Raw genomic sequence first — 18,927 nt, forward strand, 5'->3', positions numbered from 1 at the left:
ATAATAACACTATGGAAAAAGCAGTATTAAAAGAAGGAGAACGGCTGGATCAGCTCTTTTCTACTGACGTTAAAATCATTCAAAACCGAGAGGTCTTCAGCTATTCTGTTGATAGTGTTCTGCTCTCTCGCTTTCCAAAATTACCCAAGAGTGGCTTGATTGTAGACCTCTGTGCCGGCAATGGTGCTGTCGGCTTATTTGCCAGTGCCCACACTCAGGCTAAGATTATTGCAGTTGAGATTCAGGAACGGCTGGCAGATATGGCGCAACGCTCCATCCAGCTCAATCAACTTGACCAGCAAATGCAAGTCATTCACGATGATTTAAAAAATCTCCCTCACTATATTCCTTGTAGTAAGGTGGATATGATCTTTTGTAACCCCCCCTATTTCAAGGTTGACAAACATTCCAATCTCAATGAAAGCGAGCACTATCTTCTGGCCCGACATGAGATTTCAACTAATCTTGAAGAAATCTGTACTGTCGCCCAACGAGTTCTCAAGTCAAATGGGCGCCTTGCTATGGTTCACAGACCCGACCGCTTCTTAGATATCTTAGATACTATGAAAGCTCACAACCTAGCACCAAAAAGAATCCAATTTGTCTATCCCAAGATAGGTAAAGGAGCCAATATGCTTTTGATTGAAGCTATTAAAGATGGCTCAAGGGACGGCTTAAAGATACTACCACCTCTCATTCTGCACGAGGAAGACGGTAGCTATACTCCAGAAATATATGAGATCTACCATGGAAACTAAAGCCTATATGTATGTCTTGGAGTGCACTGATGGTACTCTCTACACCGGTTATAGCACGGACGTGCAAAAGCGTTTGGCTGTCCACAATGCAGGAAAAGGTGCAAAGTATACTCGTGCCAGACTGCCTGTTAAACTGCTTTATCAGGAAGAATACCCTGACAAATCTTCTGCCATGTCAGCAGAAGCTCTCTTCAAACAGAAAACTCGTCAAGAAAAATTGGCTTATATTGAAACACAAAAAAATGCCCAACACTAGTTTGGCATTTTTGTTTTTATAAAACTTTTGTATAAGATTGATACTTATCTTTCATTCTCTGAGAAATATTGTCATCCGTTACAATAGCATTTACATCATCTAAGCGATAAAAAGTGTAGAAAGAATAACTGTCAAATTTGCTATTATCAGCGACAATATATTTTTCAATCGCATTGTTAAGGATAATAGCATCCGCATTTCCTTCTTCTTCATTAGCTGTTGTAATATTGTGACCATCAATTCCATTAGCCCCAATAAAAGCCTTAGAAACCTTGATTTCTTTGAGTAAATTAACGGCAAATTGTCCTACAAAAGTTTGCGTTTTAACCCGATAACGACCACCAATCAAAAGGATATCATAGTGAGGATTATCCTTTAACTTTTCAAAGATTGGCAAGGAATTGGTAACAATATTAACAGTCTTATCATCAAGGAAATCTCCAATCAAAGCTGTTGTAGTACCTGAACCGATAAAAATTGTATCTCCTGAAGAAATGAGATCTGCACATTTTTTAGCAATCACTTCTTTTTCTTCCGTGTTGATCATGATTTTTTCAGTATGGGGAACTTCCACTAAGCCATCTCTAACTTTTTTATGTGCCCCTCCATGAACCCGAATTAAAAAACCTTGCTTCTCAAGATCAATTAAATCGCGACGAATGGTCATATCCGTTACATCCAAAAGATCCTTTAATTTCCTAACTGATACCAAACCCGCCCGGTCAAGCTCCTGCAGAATAATTCTATGTCTACCTTCCTTCATTTACCTGCTCCTTTTGTTTATTGTTAAAATGAGATGGCAGCGCCTAATCTTCAACATTATTGGTTAACCCGTATTCAATGTAATGCCTATCTTAATATGAGTAGGATTTCTACGCCTATTATACTACACTTTTTGAAAAAAATACACATAAAAATATGAAATTTAGTTATTTTTGTTAAAAAATGTTTTACTTTGTTAAACTTGAGCTTGTCTTTTACTACAAAAAACAAAAACTCTTTACAAGGGTATCTCACAATTCTAGAACAGAAAAAGACCACTAGTTTTAACTAGCAGTCTTTCAATTGTTTATTTATCACCCTTATTACGGATAACAAAGCCGGTTTTCTTTTCACTAGAAGTATTGCGTGGTTTCTTGTGGTCCTTGCGGTAGCGATTTTCTTTGTCAAAACGCTCTTCTTTACGACCTTTCTTAAATTGGTCGCGACGGCCACCTCGGTCACGGCGATTGTCATTGTTGCGACGGTTGCCATTTCCGCCACGACTTGCCTTGCCTTTTCCGCCAAAGCCGCCGCCAGACGGTTTAAATGGCAATGGTTTTTCACGGGCAATTTCTACTTCAGGAAGAGCATCTGGATCCTGCACCGTCAAGCTGAGGATATACATAGCCAGCTCTTCTGGGCTGAATTCTGCTGCCAGCTTGCGAGCATCCTTGCCAAATTTCTCAAAGTTAGAACGGATGCTTTCGTCAGCAAAATCACGTTCAATCTTCTTAAGAGCAACTTTTTTCTTAGCTTGGAAAGCTTCCTCTGCAGTCGCAGGCTTAAGGCCTTTCATACGCTTCTTGGTCAGATTTTCGATGATCTGCAGATAGCCCATTTCATTTGGCGCTACGAAAGTGATAGACTGACCTGACTTACCAGCACGACCAGTCCGACCAATCCGGTGAACATAGCTTTCTGGATCCTGTGGAATGTCGTAGTTGTAGACATGTGTCACACCAGAAATGTCCAATCCACGTGCAGCTACATCTGTCGCCACCAAGACATCCAGATTGCCGTTTTTAAAGTCGCGCAGAACGCGGAGGCGCTTGCCTTGGTCCAAATCACCATGGATACCCTCTGCTCGGAAACCGCGGATTTTCAGGCCACGAGTCAGCTCATCCACCCGGCGCTTGGTCCGACCAAAGACGATTGACAGCTCAGGCTGCTCCACATCCATCAGGCGAGTCATAGTATCAAATTTTTCATTTTCTTTGACACGGATATAATACTGGTCTACTAGCTCAGTCGTCAACTCTTTAGCAGCAATCTTGACATGCTCAGGCTCCTTCATAAACTTGACACCGATACGCTTGATAGCATCCGGCATGGTCGCTGAAAAGAGTAAGGTCTGACGTTCTTCTGGCACACGAGAAATGATCGACTCAATATCTTCCAAAAAGCCCATGTTAAGCATTTCATCCGCTTCGTCCAAGATTAAGGTTTCAATCTGATTCAGCTTAAGCGCCTTACGTTTGATCAAGTCCAAGAGACGGCCAGGTGTTCCTACGACGATATGAGCACCTGATTTGAGGGCCTTGATTTGCTTTTCGATGCTGGAGCCACCGTAGACTGAACGCACCTTGACCCCCTTGCTGCGGCCAAAACGGAAAAGCTCTTCCTGACTCTGCACGGCCAATTCGCGGGTTGGAGCGATAACCAACGCTTGCACAGCAGGATTATCTGTATCAATCTTCTCCAAAGTTGGAAAGCCAAAGGCTGCTGTCTTTCCTGTCCCTGTCTGTGCCTGACCAATAACATCCTTACCTGCCATAGCAAGTGGAATCGTCTGCTCTTGAATAGGGCTTGCTTCTACAAAGCCAGCTTTTTCAATCTCTGCTAATAATTCAGTAGATAAATGTAATTCATTAAATTTCAATGTTCTTCTTCTTTCTAAAGGCGGTGCGAAGCCACCTTATAAGGCTTTTGATACTCAATTATCGAAACATACCAAGTGCTTTTCTCTTGCTAAATCTCGATTTTCTGAGAGTATTCGCTCTTCTCTTCATAAATATGGTCTCTCAAGTCCAGGCACTAAAAAAGCGCCGACTCGGTCGCTAGTTCCCACTGAATAGAAAAACTGTAAGTTTTGCAACCTATCCAGTATACCATAAATAAGGTTAAAAAGATAGAACTTGACTGTAAAATATTTTATTAGAGATTTCTTTTGTAAAAAATAGAAACTTGAAAATCATTTTCAAAAGCATTATAATCTACAAAGAAGAAAGGAGACAGGTATGAATAAATTTTTACGAGTGATTTTCATTTTACTAATCTTAGCTATGCTGGGCGCGGCTATGATCCAGATATTCCAGCCCCAGCTCTTGGGCAATGAGTCCATCTATGGTCTAGCTCCCTACTGGCAGCGGGAAATTGGTTTCTGGAATCTGGCTATTCTTCCTTTAGTCATTGCTGTAAACATGAAGTATGATTGGTTCTATCTGCGTATGACCCTACTAGCACTGATTCTGGGTGGGCTGGGCTTTGGCACCAACCATCTGCTAGGCTATCTGGAAAAGGCGAATCAAGCGAATCTACTGGGCTGGATTGAAAATTATCTGCTAGTCTTCTGCTGGATCATCGGCTGGGGACTGGAATATCGAAAAAGACAAAAAAGTGATGAAGAGACTGTCTAGATAGGCAGATTCTTCATCCTTTTTTCATTATAGACACTTTTCTATATTAGCTACCAGCTCCTCAGCAAATTGACTAGTAGTTTGAGCTGCTACTCCTTCCAGCTGACTGGCAAAATCGCCTGTCACTTTTTGCTCAAAGAGAGCCTTCTCAATAGCCTTAGTCAGGAGTTGAGAGACCTCCGGCCAACCAATGTAATCAAAGAGCATGGCCCCCGATAAAAGAAGAGAACAGGGATTAGCCCTATTTTGACCCGCTATATCTGGCGCCGTCCCGTGAGTCGCTTCAAAAATAGCATGACCAGTCTCGTAATTAATATTAGCCCCTGGAGCGATACCAATCCCGCCCACCTGAGCAGCCAAGGCATCGCTAGCATAGTCACCATTTAAATTGGTCAAGGCAACAACATCAAATTTCTCGGGATAGAGCAAAATCTGTTGCAGAAAATTATCTGCAATGACATCCTGAATAACTAGTTTTCCAGAAGCCAGCTCGTCCGCATACTCTCTTTGAGCTAGTTCATAGCCCCATTTCCGAAAACCACCTTCTGTAAATTTCTGGATATTGCCCTTGTGAACCAGAGTGACACGCCTCAGTCCGTTAGCTAGTGCATAGTCAATAGCCGCCCGTATCAGCCGCTCACTGCCCTGCTTAGAAATAGTCTTGATCCCAATAGCAGAGCTTTCTGGGAAGCGAATCTTGCCAACCTGCATATCCTCCTGCAGGAAATCGATAACTTTTTTGACGGCATCCGTTCCACTCTCCCACTCGATCCCTGCATAGATGTCTTCTGTATTTTCCCGAAAAATCGTGATATCTGTCTTCTCTGGGTGCTTGAGCGGACTGGGAACTCCCTTGAAATAACGAACCGGTCGCAGGCAGGCGTAAAGGTCCAATTCCTGTCTCAGGGCGACATTCAGCGAACGAATCCCTTCTCCAACTGGAGTTTCTAACGGGCCCTTAATAGCCACTAGATGGCTCCTAATCGTTGTCAGCGTTTCATCCGGTAGCCAGTCACCTGTCTGGTCTGCTGCTTTTTTCCCAGCCAAAACTTCCTTCCAAACAACCTTTCTCTGACTTCCATAAGCCTTTTCCACTGCCTTATCAAAGACCAGCCGGGCATTCCTCCAGATATCACCCCCAATCCCATCACCTTGGATGTAAGGAATAATCGGAGTATCCGGTACCAGCAATCGCCCTTTCTCAAACAAAATCTTATCTGCCATTTTATCTCCTTCCAATGGGAAGATACTCCAAACCTTGAGCACCAATATAGTTAGAACGTGGCCGAATCAGTTTATTGTTCTTGCGCTGTTCCTGAATATGGGCAATCCAGCCAGCCACCCGACTCATGGCAAAAATCAGGGTATAGATACTGCTGTCAATGCCCAACACATGGTAAACCGTAGCCGAATAAAAATCGACATTCGGTATCAGATGCTTGGTATGCTTCATATAGGCTTCAATTTCCACTGAAAGCTGATACCAAACCTCATCCTTGGTCCCCTGTGTCAAATCCTTAGCCATTTGACGCAGGTATTTTTCACGTGGATCTTGGGTCTTGTAAACTCGGTGACCAAAGCCCATAATCTTCTCATGAGAGGCCAGTTTGCGGTCTAGATAGGCCTGGCAATTCCCTTCCTCTCTGATCTCTTTCAGCATATCAAAGACACATTCATTAGCACCGCCATGAAGGGAACCCTTGAGCGCTCCAACAGCTGCTGTCACGCAGGAATAAATATCGGTCAAAGTCGAGGCGCAAACACGAGCCGCAAAGGTTGAAGCATTGAGTTCATGATCGGCATGGAGCACCAAGGCACAGTTAAAGGCTTTGACTTCAAGCTCGCTAGCCTCTTCTCCCTTGAGCATATAGAGGAAATTAGCCGCAAAGCCCAAATCCTCCCGCGGCTCTACCGGAGTCTGACCTGACCTCAGTCTGGCAAAAGCCGCAATAATAGTCGGCATCTTTGCCATAAGCTGGATACTCTGCTCATAGGTCGCTTCTAGAGAAGTTTCCTCAGCATGGACATTATAAACCCCCAAAAGACTGACCGTTGAGCGCAAGACGCTCATGGGATGAAGGTGCTTACGGGACTGGATAAGGATGCACTGCTCCACCGCATCGCTAATGGCATAATTAGTTCGCAGATCTTCTTCAAAATGCTTGAGCTCAATCTGAGTCGGCAAATGCAAATGCCACAGCAGATAAATCACCTCTTCAAAACTTGCATGGTGCTCTACTAATTCAGAAATATTGTAGCCTGCATAAGACAAGGAATCATCCACAATCTGGCTAATCCTGGTATCACAGGCAATGGTATCTTTCAAACCGTCCGTCTGACTCATGCTCACACCTCCTCTAATTTCTTTCTAACGACCATTGGCAAAATCCCCCCATTTTCATAGTAACGAATATCCGCCTCTGCATCAAAACGCAGCCGAGCTTGAAAAGCTATTTCTTCAGCACCCTTTCGAGCTATCACATCAACTAACTGCCCAACTTGAGGATTCTGTGGCAGATTGATGTCGAAAGTCTCCTTGCCTATTAAGCCTAGGCTATCCGCATCTTCGCCCTCTAGATACTGCAAAGGAAGAATCCCCATCATGACCAGATTGGACCGGTGGATCCGCTCAAAACTCTCTGCCAACACCACCTTGACGCCCAAAAGATTAGCTCCCTTGGCTGCCCAATCTCGACTGGACCCCATACCGTAGTCTTTACCAGCTAGGACAATGGTATCAATTTGCTCTTCCTTGTAGCGCATGGCCGCCTCATAAATGGATAGTAGCTCTCCTTTATAATCTGTGTAACCACCAATCTTTCCATCTGCCAGTTCATTTTTAATCCGAATATTGGCAAAAGTCCCCCGCATCATGACCTCATGATTGCCCCGACGGCTACCATAGGAATTAAACTCTTGGTAATCCACTCCGTGCTCCAGTAAATAGGAAGCCGCTGGGCTGTTTCTGGCAATATTTCCTGCTGGGGAGATATGGTCTGTCGTCACCGTATCCCCAAATTTTGCCAGCACTGCAAGATTTTTCAGTGGCTGAATGGCTAAATCATCAGCTAAACCATCAAAGTAAGGTGGATTTTGAATATAGGTCGAAGCCTGATTCCACTGATAATTTTGAGAAGAGGCTGTCGGAATCTGATTCCATTTTTCATTGTCATCAAACACATGGGCATATTCTTTTTCAAAAAGCTGGCGCGTCACATATTTTTGAACATAGTCTGCAACCAAGTCGTGCTCCGGCATCAAATCCATCAAATAAACCGGCTGCCCTTTTTGATCATAACCTAGTGGCTCGCTGGTCAGATCGACATTGGTATTTCCAGCCAGAGCATAGGCGACCACCAAGGGCGGACTAGCTAGGAAATTGGCCTTGACCAGTGGATTGATCCGCCCTTCAAAATTCCGATTTCCTGAAAGAACAGCACTAGCCAGCAAGTCAGTATCCGTAATCGCCTGAGCCACTTCCGGTCGGAGATTTCCTGAATTTCCAATACAAGTAGTGCAGCCATAGCCGACTACATTGAAACCAAGCTGATCCAGATAGGTCTGAAGACCACTCTTCTTGAGATAGCCTGTGACCACCTTGCTGCCAGGAGCCAAAGAAGTCTTGACAGTCTTTGAGACCCGTAAACCTTTTTCTACTGCTTTCTTGGCCAAAAGCCCTGCCGCCATCAGGACATAGGGATTGGATGTATTGGTACAGCTAGTGATAGCAGCGATAGCCACATGACCGGTCTTAATTGTCTCCTCATGGTCAGAAAACTGAACCACTGCAGACTTTTCCAGCTCGCTCTCATCTAATCCAAAGCCTCGGACCCCCGCTTCTCTGACTAGACTAGCTTGAAACTCTTCTTTAGCAGCTGTTAATTCAATCAAATCTTGAGGTCGTTTAGGTCCTGAGATACTCGGCACAATGCTGGACAAATCAATTTCGACTACTTTGGTATAAATTGGCTCAACCTTTTCATCATAGAAGAGGTAATTTTTTTGAGCGTAGAGACGGGTCAGCTCAATATGATCTTCTGACCGATTGGTCAGACGCATGTAATTGAGCGTTTCCTCATCTATCGGAAAATAACCACAGGTAGCTCCGTATTCCGGCGCCATATTAGCCACTGTCGCCCTGTCGGCCAAACTTAGATTTGATAAACCAGGTCCAAAGAACTCGACAAATTTACCAACAACATTTTCCTGCCGCAAAATTTGCGTGACCTTTAAAGCCAAATCTGTCGCTGTCGCAATCTTAGGCAGCTTTCCCAAGAGACGAACACCAATCACCTCGGGAACTGGGAAATAAGAAGCCTCACCTAACATGGCAGCCTCAGCCTCAATCCCACCGACACCCCAGCCCAGAACACCAATACCATTGATCATAGTCGTATGACTGTCCGTCCCAAACATACTATCTGGATAGAGTTGCCCATCCTTTTCAATGATGACATCACTGAGAAATTCGATATTGACCTGATGGATTATCCCAGTAGCAGGGGGAACCGCTCGGTAATTATCAAATGATTTTTCTGCCCACTTGAGAAATTCGTAGCGCTCATTGTTACGGACAAACTCTTGATTCATATTGGCCTCTAGAGCTGTGTCACAGCCATAAAAGTCCACCTGAACACTGTGGTCAATGACTAAATCAACCGGAATTTCTGGATTAATCTGATCGGCCTGACCTCCCTGGCCAACAATCGCATCGCGCATACTAGCCAAATCCACCACGACAGGAACACCCGTAAAATCCTGGAGAATAACTCGACTAGGCTTAAAAGGAACTTCTCCGCTTGGTGATTTAGCTTGATAATGCATCAAAGAATAAATGTTATCTTTAGTTACATCAATTCCGTCTTCTTTACGAAGGACACTTTCGAATAATATGCGAATAGAATAAGGAAGTTTTTTTATATCTCCTCCTAGTAAAGCCGAGGCTTTCTTCAGATCTATATATCGGTATACATTGCCTTTGTAATTTAAATCGCTTAGGTATTCTGCCATATTTCTACCCCTCACTTATTTTAAATTGTTTTATATTATACTTTATTATGTAATTTTATGCAATAAGATTTCTTGACAATACGTTATGTTTTCTAACATAAAAATACAGTTTTTTAAATAAAGACAAACTGTACCAATTATTTTCTTTAGCAATCAAGAAAAAAACAAGCACCATCTCGGTGCTTGTTATAGAAAAATAATTTGATTTCAGAAATTTACTTCTTATTGGCCAACCATTTTAGCAGCTTGGTCAGAAGTCCCCAAATGACTAGACTAATGATAACAATATAAATCCAGGCATTTTTATCATTAGACAATGGCAAAGGAACATTCATACCAAAGAAACCAGTGATAACTGCAAGTACTGCTAGAAGGACCGAAATAATAGTCAGGACAGTCAAATTGTCATTCAGATTGTTGTTCAGGATATTATTGTAGGAGCCTGAGAGCTGACTGAGAACTTGAGCAATCAGATCAGTCATCGAAACGAGCTGACGAGCCTCAATCATGGCATCCTCAAACTGTTCAGTTTCTAAGTCGTCAAAACGGCGGTAAATACCATGGCTTTTGATATGTTCTAGAAGCATGCGGTTCTGCTTAGCCGCAGCAACTAAATAGACCATTGAGGTTTCCAAGTCTGACAGGGCAAATAAGTGCTTTTTGGTAGTTGTCTGGCGCAGAAGAGTATTAATTTCGTCCTTACGCTTGTCCATCCGCTCAACGACTGGATAGTAAGAATTGGAGATCAACTCTAGACTCGCAAAGAGAAATTTATAGACCGATACTGGCTCATGACGCTCAGTATAGGCCTTCATCATATCAACAACATAGGCATTGTCCTGGTTACTGATAGTAATGAGCCTCCCCTCCTGAGCCACAAAGGTCATCGGAATCGTCTCATAATGTTCCTTATCTGTCGCAAGATTGAGGACATTGTAGATAAAGACAACTGTTCCATTCTCACGATTATAGTCCATATGGGCCCGTTCGTTCTTATCGAGTGCATACTCGATAGTTTCTTTGTCAATTTCATAATCTTGATAGATCTGCGCAGTCTGCTTAACATCATCAGAATCAATATTAATCCAGACATCCTGACCTTTTAGTTTTCTTTCCAGAAACATGAAACTCCTTTCTTAACATCTAGAATGATTTTCTAAGAACCCATGCCTAACTCCCTAAACTGTTCTTGCATTCAAATATGCTATGTCAAAACAAAAAACCAGTCAAAACAACTTCCTTGCTCAGTACGATTGATAAAGTGGCCAGTTTGTCTATCTTATCTATTACGATATAAATTGTTACGAATTAAAATTCCCCTAAAAAATTGATTAGTGAAGCGTCTAGTCAGAGTCCAGTAGAATTTGGTGCTAGTCATTTTTATTTTGCTCTCTAATCGAAAGAACAGTTGCCATTACTATAATAATTATTTTACAAGCATAAGATATATTTTGATTACCACCTACTGCTAATTGTGAGAAAACATTTATTACCGAATGTGTCATAACACATATCCACAAACTGTTTGTCTTTATAAATAATGCGGATAAAATAAAGCAATTAGTCAACAATCCAAGCAAAAATCCAAATACCTGTACCTGTGGCAATGTGCCTTCAATATAGAAATAAGAAAAATGCCATATTCCCCATGGAACAAAAGTAAATAAAGTTGAACTAATATAACTATGGCGTTCCATCATAATTGGTTGAAAAACATATCTCCATCCAACTTCTTCAATTCCACCAAAAAGGATTGCTTTAAGAAATAAGATAATAGGAATATACCACGTATTAAACGCTAATTCCCCATCAAATGCAACATAGCAAAAATCCAAAAACAAGAACACAATAACGAATAAGTAACTGCTTCTGTTTTGCTTTATAGTGAAAAAATCCTTGAATATTTTCTTCGTACTGTACTTTTTATATTTAACTGCAATAATAGTTCCCCATAGAGCAGATGAAACGCCACCTATGCCAATAGCAAGTATTCCCATTGGCGTCCTATAATCTACCACCATACTTAAATGACGCAATACAAAAACTATAATAGATATCAGCCATATTTGACCTAGGGTCCCTAATAAATAAAGGAAGATCGCTTTTTTTCGACTCATAACTTTCTCCTAAATTTTAATTTACCCATTTCTATCTTTTAACTGATTTAGTTGCAATATAAGTTTTAATATTCAGTTCATAAAGCCTACCAGAGCCATTCGTATCTTCATATACATCAAGTAAAGTGAACCCTGCCTTCAACTGTCCACCTATCTGCTCTGTTATATTGTAAGAAAATTGCATTCCTGCATTTCCTTTAATCATATACTCTTTAGCTGCCTTGTCTTTTAATGAATTAAAAGGCATTTTCCATATAATTTCTTTTCCCTCATTATCCACAATATAGTTGACTTTATTAATTATATTCCTTCTATTAATTACAACATGAAATCAAACAAATAGAGTCAAATTACTCGACAAAATTAGTAAGATAGCTAGACAATCACCATAGCGATTGCCATCAACTGACTAGCAACTTTTGATTCAGATTCAGTCAATGAATCAGTCTAAATCAGGCAAACAATGCGTTACGACACGGAGTTTGGCAAATCGATTTTATTTGCCAAACGCAGTTAGTAAGGTACTTAGCCATGGTCCCATAGGACATGGCGTAGATTGCTTAGATTACTATATAGCCAAGCAATCTTAGTACGCTACATCTTCTCTTCCAATTTGACATCCGGATACTTGTCCGCAAACCAGCGCAGGGCAAAGTCGTTTTCAAAGAGGAAGACTGGCTGGTCAAAGCGGTCTTTGGCTAGGATGTTTCGACTAGATGACATACGCTCGTCCAGGTCATCTGGAGAAATCCAGCGAACAGTCTTTTTACCCATCGGGGTCATGACTACCTCAGCATTGTACTCACCTTCCATCCGGTGCTTAAAGACTTCAAATTGCAATTGACCGACAGCACCTAGCATATACTCACCTGTCTGGTAATTGGTATAAAGCTGAATTGCTCCTTCTTGCACCAATTGCTCAATCCCCTTGTGGAAGGATTTTTGCTTCATGACGTTCTTAGCAGAAACTTTCATAAAAATCTCTGGTGTAAAGGTTGGCAGTGGTTCAAATTCAAACTTGTTTTTTCCAACCGTCAAGGTGTCTCCAACCTGATAAGTACCGGTATCGTAAACCCCGATAATATCACCTGCCACGGCATTAGTGACATTTTCACGGCTTTCAGCCATAAACTGGGTGACATTTGAAAGTTTGGCTCCCTTACCAGTGCGAGGCAGATTGACACTCATACCGCGCTCAAATTCACCAGATACGATCCGAACAAAGGCGATACGGTCACGGTGACGAGGGTCCATGTTGGCTTGGATTTTAAAGACAAATCCTGAGAAGTCCTTGTCATAAGGATCCACAATTTCTCCGTCTGTCTTCTTGTGTCCATGTGGTTCTGGAGCAAATTTCAAGAAAGTCTCAAGGAAGGTCTGCACCCCAAAGTTTGTCAGGGCTGACCCAAAGAAGACTGGTGTTAATTCTCCAGCAAGAATAGCTTCTTCTGAAAACTCATTTCCGGCTTCATTTAGAAGTTCAATATCCTCTTTCACTTGCTCGTAGAAAGGATTGCTACCAAAAAGCTTATCCCCATCTTCTAGACTAGCAAAACGCTCATCACCTTTATAAAGTTCCAAGTGTTGGTTATAGAGGTCATACAAGCCCTCAAAAGCTTTTCCCATCCCGATTGGCCAGTTCATAGGGTAGCTCGCAATGCCCAAGACTTCTTCCAGTTCTTGCAAGAGGTCCAGTGGCTCACGTCCATCACGGTCCAGCTTGTTCATAAAGGTAAAGACTGGAATGCCCCGGTGTTTGACAACCTCGAACAATTTCTTGGTTTGAGCCTCAATACCCTTGGCAGAGTCCACTACCATTACCGCAGCATCCACCGCCATCAAGGTACGATAGGTATCTTCTGAGAAGTCCTCGTGCCCTGGTGTGTCGAGGATGTTGACGCGTTTTCCGTCATAGTCAAACTGCATAACGGATGAAGTAACCGAAATCCCACGTTGTTTCTCGATATCCATCCAGTCAGACTTGGCAAAAGTCCCTGTTTTCTTCCCTTTTACAGTACCAGCCTCACGAATCTCTCCCCCAAAATAGAGCAACTGCTCAGTGATGGTTGTCTTACCTGCGTCCGGGTGGGAGATGATGGCAAAGGTACGGCGTTTCTTGATTTCTTCTTGTAAATTCATTTTCTTCTCTTTCTCTCATTTTAGGATAATGGTGAATGTTCATTTTTCTTCTATTTTACATCGGAATAGCCCAATCCTTTCAACCTACCTATTATAGCGGATTTAAGCCTTTTTTTCAATTATCTAGAAAAGATAAAAAAATCGCCCTTTCGAGCGATTCTATCCATTTTGTCAATAAAATTTCCTTTAAAACCTGACAATGAAACTACTAAAGAGGAAAATTGCAAAGAGTAAGATTAAACCCAGTAAATAGAGCAGGCGTTTTTTCTGGTTTCCAGTTCTTCTTTTTCTTCGATTGTCATGATAAAACAGCTTTGTTCCGTTTTTAGAGATAGAGGATAAAATCTTCTATCTTCATTTCACTCTTTTCATGCCTAAAATCTATTTTTTTGACATTGACTTACATCATGGACAAATCATGTAAAAAAATTTTCTCATTCCGTGATTTTATCTTAAACTATATTTACAGCAGTAGATAATGTAAAGAGAGGGAACCTTTCCGATTCCCCCTCAATGATATTTATTATTAAACCAAGTTTTAAATCGCGTTTTTATCCAATCCCATTTTACGTTGAACAAACTTAACAATTTCTACAATGATAATCATAGAGAAGCTACCCAAGAGAACAACCGCCCATTGTGATAAGTCAAGCTTGGTTACATGGAAGATGCTTTCTAATGGATCGATAACAATCGTTGCTGCTAGTAAAATGAAGGATACCAAGATTGACCAGTTAAAGGTTTTAGATTTGAATGGACCAACTGTCAAAATAGACTGGTAAACAGATTTCACATTATAAGCATGGAAGAGCTGAATCAATCCAAGAGTTGCAAAGGCCATTGTAAGCGCATCTGCGTGAATAGCTGTATGATCTCCCGCATGAACTGGATTCGCAATGGCATAACCATAAACAGACAGAACCAATGCTCCTTGTAAGACACCTTGATAAATGATAGAACTCAAGACACCACCTGAGGAGAAGCTAGACTTACGTCCACGTGGTTTATGAGTCATGACACCGGGTTCAGCTGGCTCAACACCAAGAGCGATAGCTGGGAAGGTATCCGTTACTAGGTTAATCCAAAGCAAGTGAACTGGCTGCAAAACATCCCATCCAAATAAGGTGGCTAGGAAGATGGTTAAAACTTCAGCAGTATTAGCTGAAAGGAGGTATTGGATAGTCTTTTGAATATTAGAGAAGACCTTACGTCCTTCCTCTACGGCAACGATAATAGTAGCAAAGTTATCGTCAGCTAGGATCATGTCAGAAGCACCCTTAGATACCTCTGTACCGGTAATCCCCATACCGATACCAATATCCGCTGTCTTCAGAGCAGGAGCGTCGTTGACACCATCACCTGTCATAGCAACAACCTTACCTTGATTTTGCCAAGCTTTGACGATACGAACCTTGTGTTCTGGAGATACACGTGCATAAACAGAGTATTGGCCAACTACTTTTTCAAATTCTTCATCTGAAAGTTCGTTGAGCTCAGCACCTGTCAATACATGGTCTTCAGAATCATTTTCATCAATAATTCCCAAACGTTTGGCAATAGCTTCTGCTGTGTCTTGGTGGTCACCAGTGATCATGATTGGACGGATTCCCGCTTCTTTAGCGACACGAACCGCTTCTGCTGCCTCTGGACGCTCAGGGTCAATCATCCCAATCAAACCAGTGAAAATCAAATTGTTTTCAAGTACTTCAGAAGTTAAGTTTTCTGGAATACTGTCAATAATCTTGTAGGCACCAGCCAGCACACGCAAAGCTTGGTGAGCCATTTCTGAGTTGTTAGACTTAATCAGATGCGAAGTTGCATCATCAATCGCTGCAACATCTCCAGCCTTATCACGGGTAACACAGCGTTTCAAGAGTTGATCTGGAGCACCCTTTACTGCCACAAGGAATTTCCCATCTGGCAATGGATGGACAGTAGACATGAGCTTACGATCCGAATCAAATGGCAGCTCAGCTACACGAGGGTATTTCTCTAAGAAGGCCTTCACATCATAGCCCTTGTCCAGAGCATATTGGATAAAAGCTGTTTCTGTTGGGTCACCAATTAGCTTCCCTTCCTGGTCAATCTTGGTATCATTGGCCAAAACAACTGAACGAAGAAGAGGCATATCCAAGCCCAGTTCAATCTCATCAGCTGAGTCATGTAGAACTGCATCGTAGAAGACTTTTTCAACCGTCATCTTATTCATAGTAAGAGTACCAGTCTTATCAGAAGCAATAATTTCTGTTGAACCAAGTGTTTCTACTGCTGGTAGCTTACGTACAATCGAATTTCGCTTAGCTAGAACTTGAGTACCGAGGGCAAGAACGATAGTTACGATAGCAGGCAGACCTTCTGGAATGGCAGCAACAGCAAGCGCAACAGACGTCATCAACTCACCCAGCGGATCTTTTCCTTGTATAAAGACACCAACTACAAAGGTAACTGCTGCAATCACCAAGATAGCGTAAGTCAAAACTTTAGAAAGGTTATTCAGATTTTGTTTGAGTGGGGTATCAGTCTCATCGGCATTTTGTAGCATACCAGCAATATGACCCACTTCAGTATACATACCAGTATTTACGACCACACCAATCCCACGTCCATAAGTGACATTAGAGTTTTGGAAGGCCATATTAACACGATCACCGATACCAGCATCTTCAGCAAGTTCTACAGACAAGTCTTTTTCAACAGGAACAGATTCACCTGTCAGAGCAGCTTCCTCGATTTTAAGAGAGTTGACTTCAAAGAGACGTAAATCCGCAGGAACAACATCTCCAGCTTCTAAAATGACAATATCACCAGGGACCAGTTCTTTTGAATCCACTTCGGCTACATGACCATCACGAAGAACACGCGCTGCTGGACTAGACATAGATTTGAGGGCTTCAATAGCTTCCTCAGCCTTACCTTCTTGGTAGACACCAAAGGCAGCGTTGATGATAACAACGGCCAGGATAATGATGGCATCTGCAATGTCTTCTCCACCAGATGTAACAACTGAAAGAACAGCAGCTACTAGCAAGATAATAATCATCAAATCCTTGAACTGCTCGATAAATTTCACGAGGAGGGATTTCTTTTCACCCTCATCCAATTCATTGCGACCATATTCAGATAAGCGTTTTGCTGCTTCACTGCTGGTCAATCCCTCTTTAGACGTTTCCATCTCTTGCAAGACTAAGTCTTGATCCTGAGTATAGAAAGCTTGACGTTTCTGTTCTTTAGACAAATTGTCTCCTCCTTTTTATAGGGTCTCTTTAAAATAGAAAAAGAGACCTGTTTATTAAACAAGTCTCGCTATTTCATACAAGGCCGGAAATTGCTTTCGTATTGACGACCATGTAACGGTTATTCCGTTAGCTACTCCCTTGAGTTGTTTATCATTGTATCAAAATTTCTCTTTTTTCGCAAGAAAATCTTCTAGCTTCTTTGAAAATATTTCATATTTTTTACAACCAAGAAATTTCCATCTGGTAATCAGCAAATAATCGTTCTCCATCAGGTGTTTTAAGCTGGTAATCCAGAAAAATGATTTGCTTATCTATATCCAGATGATATCGTTGAGTATCCGTCATCAAGGTCTGTATCCCCATAGGAGTAGGCACCCCAACCAAGGCTCTGTCATCTTTGATGAACCGCATCAGAGTTTTAGGATTAGAAAAGCGGGTCATGGTCAATTCCGTATCATGAAATTTAAGCACCACTTTCTCGTCTTCCTCGTTTTTAAACAGTAAGTAATGATAAGATCCTTTTTGAGTCCATTCTGCATCATAAATTTGATCAATTAATTCTGTCTGACCATCTAATTGAATCTGGTTTTTCATCCGAATCTTCATAAGTTTTATCTCTCAATCTAGTCTTTTTCCTTTCTATTTTAACAAATTTTATCGGTTTTTTCTTCTTCTACTCTCTACAAAGCCATTTGTGTTATAATAGAAGCATGATTGAAAAAGTATTTCGTGATCCAGTTCACACCTATATCCATGTGGACCACCAAGTTATCTACGACCTAATTAATACTAAAGAATTTCAACGACTACGCCGCATCAAGCAACTGGGAACATCTGGTTACACTTTCCATGGTGGTGAGCATAGCCGTTTTTCGCATTGTCTGGGGGCCTATGAAATCGCTCGACGGATTACCAAAATCTTTGATGAGAAATATCTTCAAACCTGGGACAATCACGAGTCTCTTTTGGTAATGGTCACCGCCCTCCTGCACGATGTAGGACACGGAGCATACTCTCATAGTTTTGAGCGTTTATTTGATACCGATCATGAAGAAATCACACGGCAGATTATCACAAGTCCTGAAACCGAGATTAATCGGGTTTTGACTCAGGTTTCACCAGATTTTCCTGAAAAAGTAGCCAGTGTCATCAACCACACCTATCCAAACAAGCAAGTGGTCCAGCTGATTTCCAGTCAGATTGATGTGGACCGGATGGACTATCTCTTACGGGACTCCTTTTATACCGGCGCTTCTTATGGTCAATTTGACTTGACAAGAATTTTACGGGTCATACGACCTGTTGAAAACGGAATTGCCTTCCAACGTAATGGTATGCATGCTGTAGAGGATTATGTGGTCAGTCGTTATCAGATGTACATGCAAGTTTATTTCCACCCAGCTAGTCGAGCCATGGAAGTTTTGTTGCAAAACTTACTAAAAAGAGCAAAATTCCTTTACGAAGATCAGAAGGATTTCTTCAAATTGACTTCGCCAAATTTACTACCTTTCTTTGAAAAAAGATTTAGTTTGCAAGACTATTTAGCTTTGGACGATGGAGTCATGAACACCTACTTCCAAAGCTGGATGACCAGTCCTGACACCATCTTATCTGACCTTGCTCAGCGATATGTCAACCGAAAAGTTTTCAAATCTATGATTTTTTCTGAGGAAAATGAAAAACATCTGGATGTCCTACGGCAACTCGTCAAACAAGTTGGTTTTGAACCTGATTATTACACCGCTATTCACCGTAATTTTGACCTTCCTTATGATTTTTATCGTCCAGACGTTGAAAAGCCACGTACTCAGATTGAAATCATTCAAAAAGACGGTAGCTTAGCTGAACTGTCTAGCCTTTCCCCAATTGTCCAATCCCTAACGGGTACACGTCAAGGGGACAACCGTTTCTATTTTCCTAAAGAAATGTTGACAGATGCTGGTTTGTTCAATGAAAAAAGCCAAGCTTTTCTAAGCTATATGAAAAACGATACTTTTATTTACGGAGAATAAG

At 41.7% G+C, this 18,927-nt stretch carries 15 protein-coding genes; 4 read left to right on the forward strand and 11 right to left on the reverse strand.

The window, feature by feature from the left end:
• Window positions 1-11 precede the first annotated feature (11 nt).
• Together AWH02_RS10095 and AWH02_RS10100 are read left to right on the forward strand one after the other, a co-directional pair.
• Complete coding sequence (locus AWH02_RS10095; RefSeq protein WP_060554131.1) at window positions 12-758, forward strand: tRNA1(Val) (adenine(37)-N6)-methyltransferase; 747 nt, start codon at window positions 12-14, stop codon at window positions 756-758.
• On the forward strand, window positions 748-1,014 hold the full coding sequence (locus AWH02_RS10100; protein ID WP_045503955.1) for a GIY-YIG nuclease family protein: 267 nt from the start codon (window positions 748-750) through the stop codon (window positions 1,012-1,014). Before AWH02_RS10095 ends, AWH02_RS10100 begins: the two co-directional genes overlap by 11 nt.
• A gap of 16 nt (window positions 1,015-1,030) precedes the next feature.
• On the opposite strand, the gene AWH02_RS10105 is transcribed toward AWH02_RS10100, so the two are convergent.
• Both AWH02_RS10105 and AWH02_RS10110 read right to left on the reverse strand, forming a co-directional pair.
• Window positions 1,031-1,777: a DeoR/GlpR family DNA-binding transcription regulator gene (locus AWH02_RS10105; RefSeq protein WP_060554130.1), complete on the reverse strand. Its 747-nt coding sequence runs from the start codon at window positions 1,775-1,777 to the stop codon at window positions 1,031-1,033.
• 306 nt (window positions 1,778-2,083) lie between these two features.
• Window positions 2,084-3,655 (reverse strand): DEAD/DEAH box helicase, encoded by a 1,572-nt coding sequence (locus tag AWH02_RS10110; RefSeq protein WP_045773117.1) that lies wholly within the window; start codon window positions 3,653-3,655, stop codon window positions 2,084-2,086.
• A gap of 358 nt (window positions 3,656-4,013) precedes the next feature.
• Here AWH02_RS10110 and AWH02_RS10115 point away from each other — a divergent pair, with 358 nt between their 5' ends.
• Window positions 4,014-4,412 (forward strand): Asp23/Gls24 family envelope stress response protein, encoded by a 399-nt coding sequence (locus AWH02_RS10115; protein ID WP_045773116.1) that lies wholly within the window; start codon window positions 4,014-4,016, stop codon window positions 4,410-4,412.
• Window positions 4,413-4,439: 27 nt separating this feature from the next.
• On the opposite strand, the gene icd is transcribed toward AWH02_RS10115, so the two are convergent.
• From icd to AWH02_RS10160, 9 genes are all read right to left on the reverse strand, one after another.
• Window positions 4,440-5,651, reverse strand: coding sequence for an NADP-dependent isocitrate dehydrogenase (icd, locus tag AWH02_RS10120; protein ID WP_060554129.1), 1,212 nt, complete (start codon window positions 5,649-5,651; stop codon window positions 4,440-4,442).
• Window positions 5,638-6,756 (reverse strand): citrate synthase, encoded by a 1,119-nt coding sequence (locus AWH02_RS10125; RefSeq protein ID WP_060554128.1) that lies wholly within the window; start codon window positions 6,754-6,756, stop codon window positions 5,638-5,640. Before AWH02_RS10125 ends, icd begins: the two co-directional genes overlap by 14 nt.
• A gap of 2 nt (window positions 6,757-6,758) precedes the next feature.
• Window positions 6,759-9,422, reverse strand: a complete 2,664-nt coding sequence (gene acnA, locus AWH02_RS10130) for an aconitate hydratase AcnA (protein WP_060554127.1) — start codon at window positions 9,420-9,422, stop codon at window positions 6,759-6,761.
• A 215-nt stretch (window positions 9,423-9,637) separates the two neighbouring features.
• Window positions 9,638-10,546, reverse strand: coding sequence for a magnesium transporter CorA family protein (locus AWH02_RS10135; RefSeq protein WP_008809540.1), 909 nt, complete (start codon window positions 10,544-10,546; stop codon window positions 9,638-9,640).
• Between the two features lie 246 nt (window positions 10,547-10,792).
• On the reverse strand, window positions 10,793-11,539 hold the full coding sequence (locus AWH02_RS10140) for a CPBP family intramembrane glutamic endopeptidase (RefSeq protein ID WP_045635075.1): 747 nt from the start codon (window positions 11,537-11,539) through the stop codon (window positions 10,793-10,795).
• A gap of 31 nt (window positions 11,540-11,570) precedes the next feature.
• Window positions 11,571-11,819, reverse strand: coding sequence for a hypothetical protein (locus AWH02_RS10145; protein ID WP_048809533.1), 249 nt, complete (start codon window positions 11,817-11,819; stop codon window positions 11,571-11,573).
• Window positions 11,820-12,133: 314 nt separating this feature from the next.
• Entirely contained in the window at window positions 12,134-13,678 is a 1,545-nt protein-coding gene (locus AWH02_RS10150; RefSeq protein ID WP_045635074.1) for a peptide chain release factor 3, read from the reverse strand.
• A gap of 538 nt (window positions 13,679-14,216) precedes the next feature.
• A complete protein-coding gene (locus AWH02_RS10155) occupies window positions 14,217-16,913 on the reverse strand; it encodes a cation-translocating P-type ATPase (protein WP_045635073.1) in 2,697 nt (898 codons plus the stop codon).
• A 220-nt stretch (window positions 16,914-17,133) separates the two neighbouring features.
• Entirely contained in the window at window positions 17,134-17,520 is a 387-nt protein-coding gene (locus AWH02_RS10160) for a YwiB family protein (RefSeq protein ID WP_045635072.1), read from the reverse strand.
• Window positions 17,521-17,624: 104 nt separating this feature from the next.
• Between AWH02_RS10160 and AWH02_RS10165 the strand changes: the two genes are divergently transcribed.
• Window positions 17,625-18,926, forward strand: coding sequence for an HD domain-containing protein (locus tag AWH02_RS10165; protein WP_045635071.1), 1,302 nt, complete (start codon window positions 17,625-17,627; stop codon window positions 18,924-18,926).
• Window position 18,927 lies beyond the last annotated feature (1 nt).

Origin of the sequence: Streptococcus gordonii (genome assembly GCF_001553855.1) — a bacterium.
GTDB classification, from domain to species: domain Bacteria; phylum Bacillota; class Bacilli; order Lactobacillales; family Streptococcaceae; genus Streptococcus; species Streptococcus gordonii.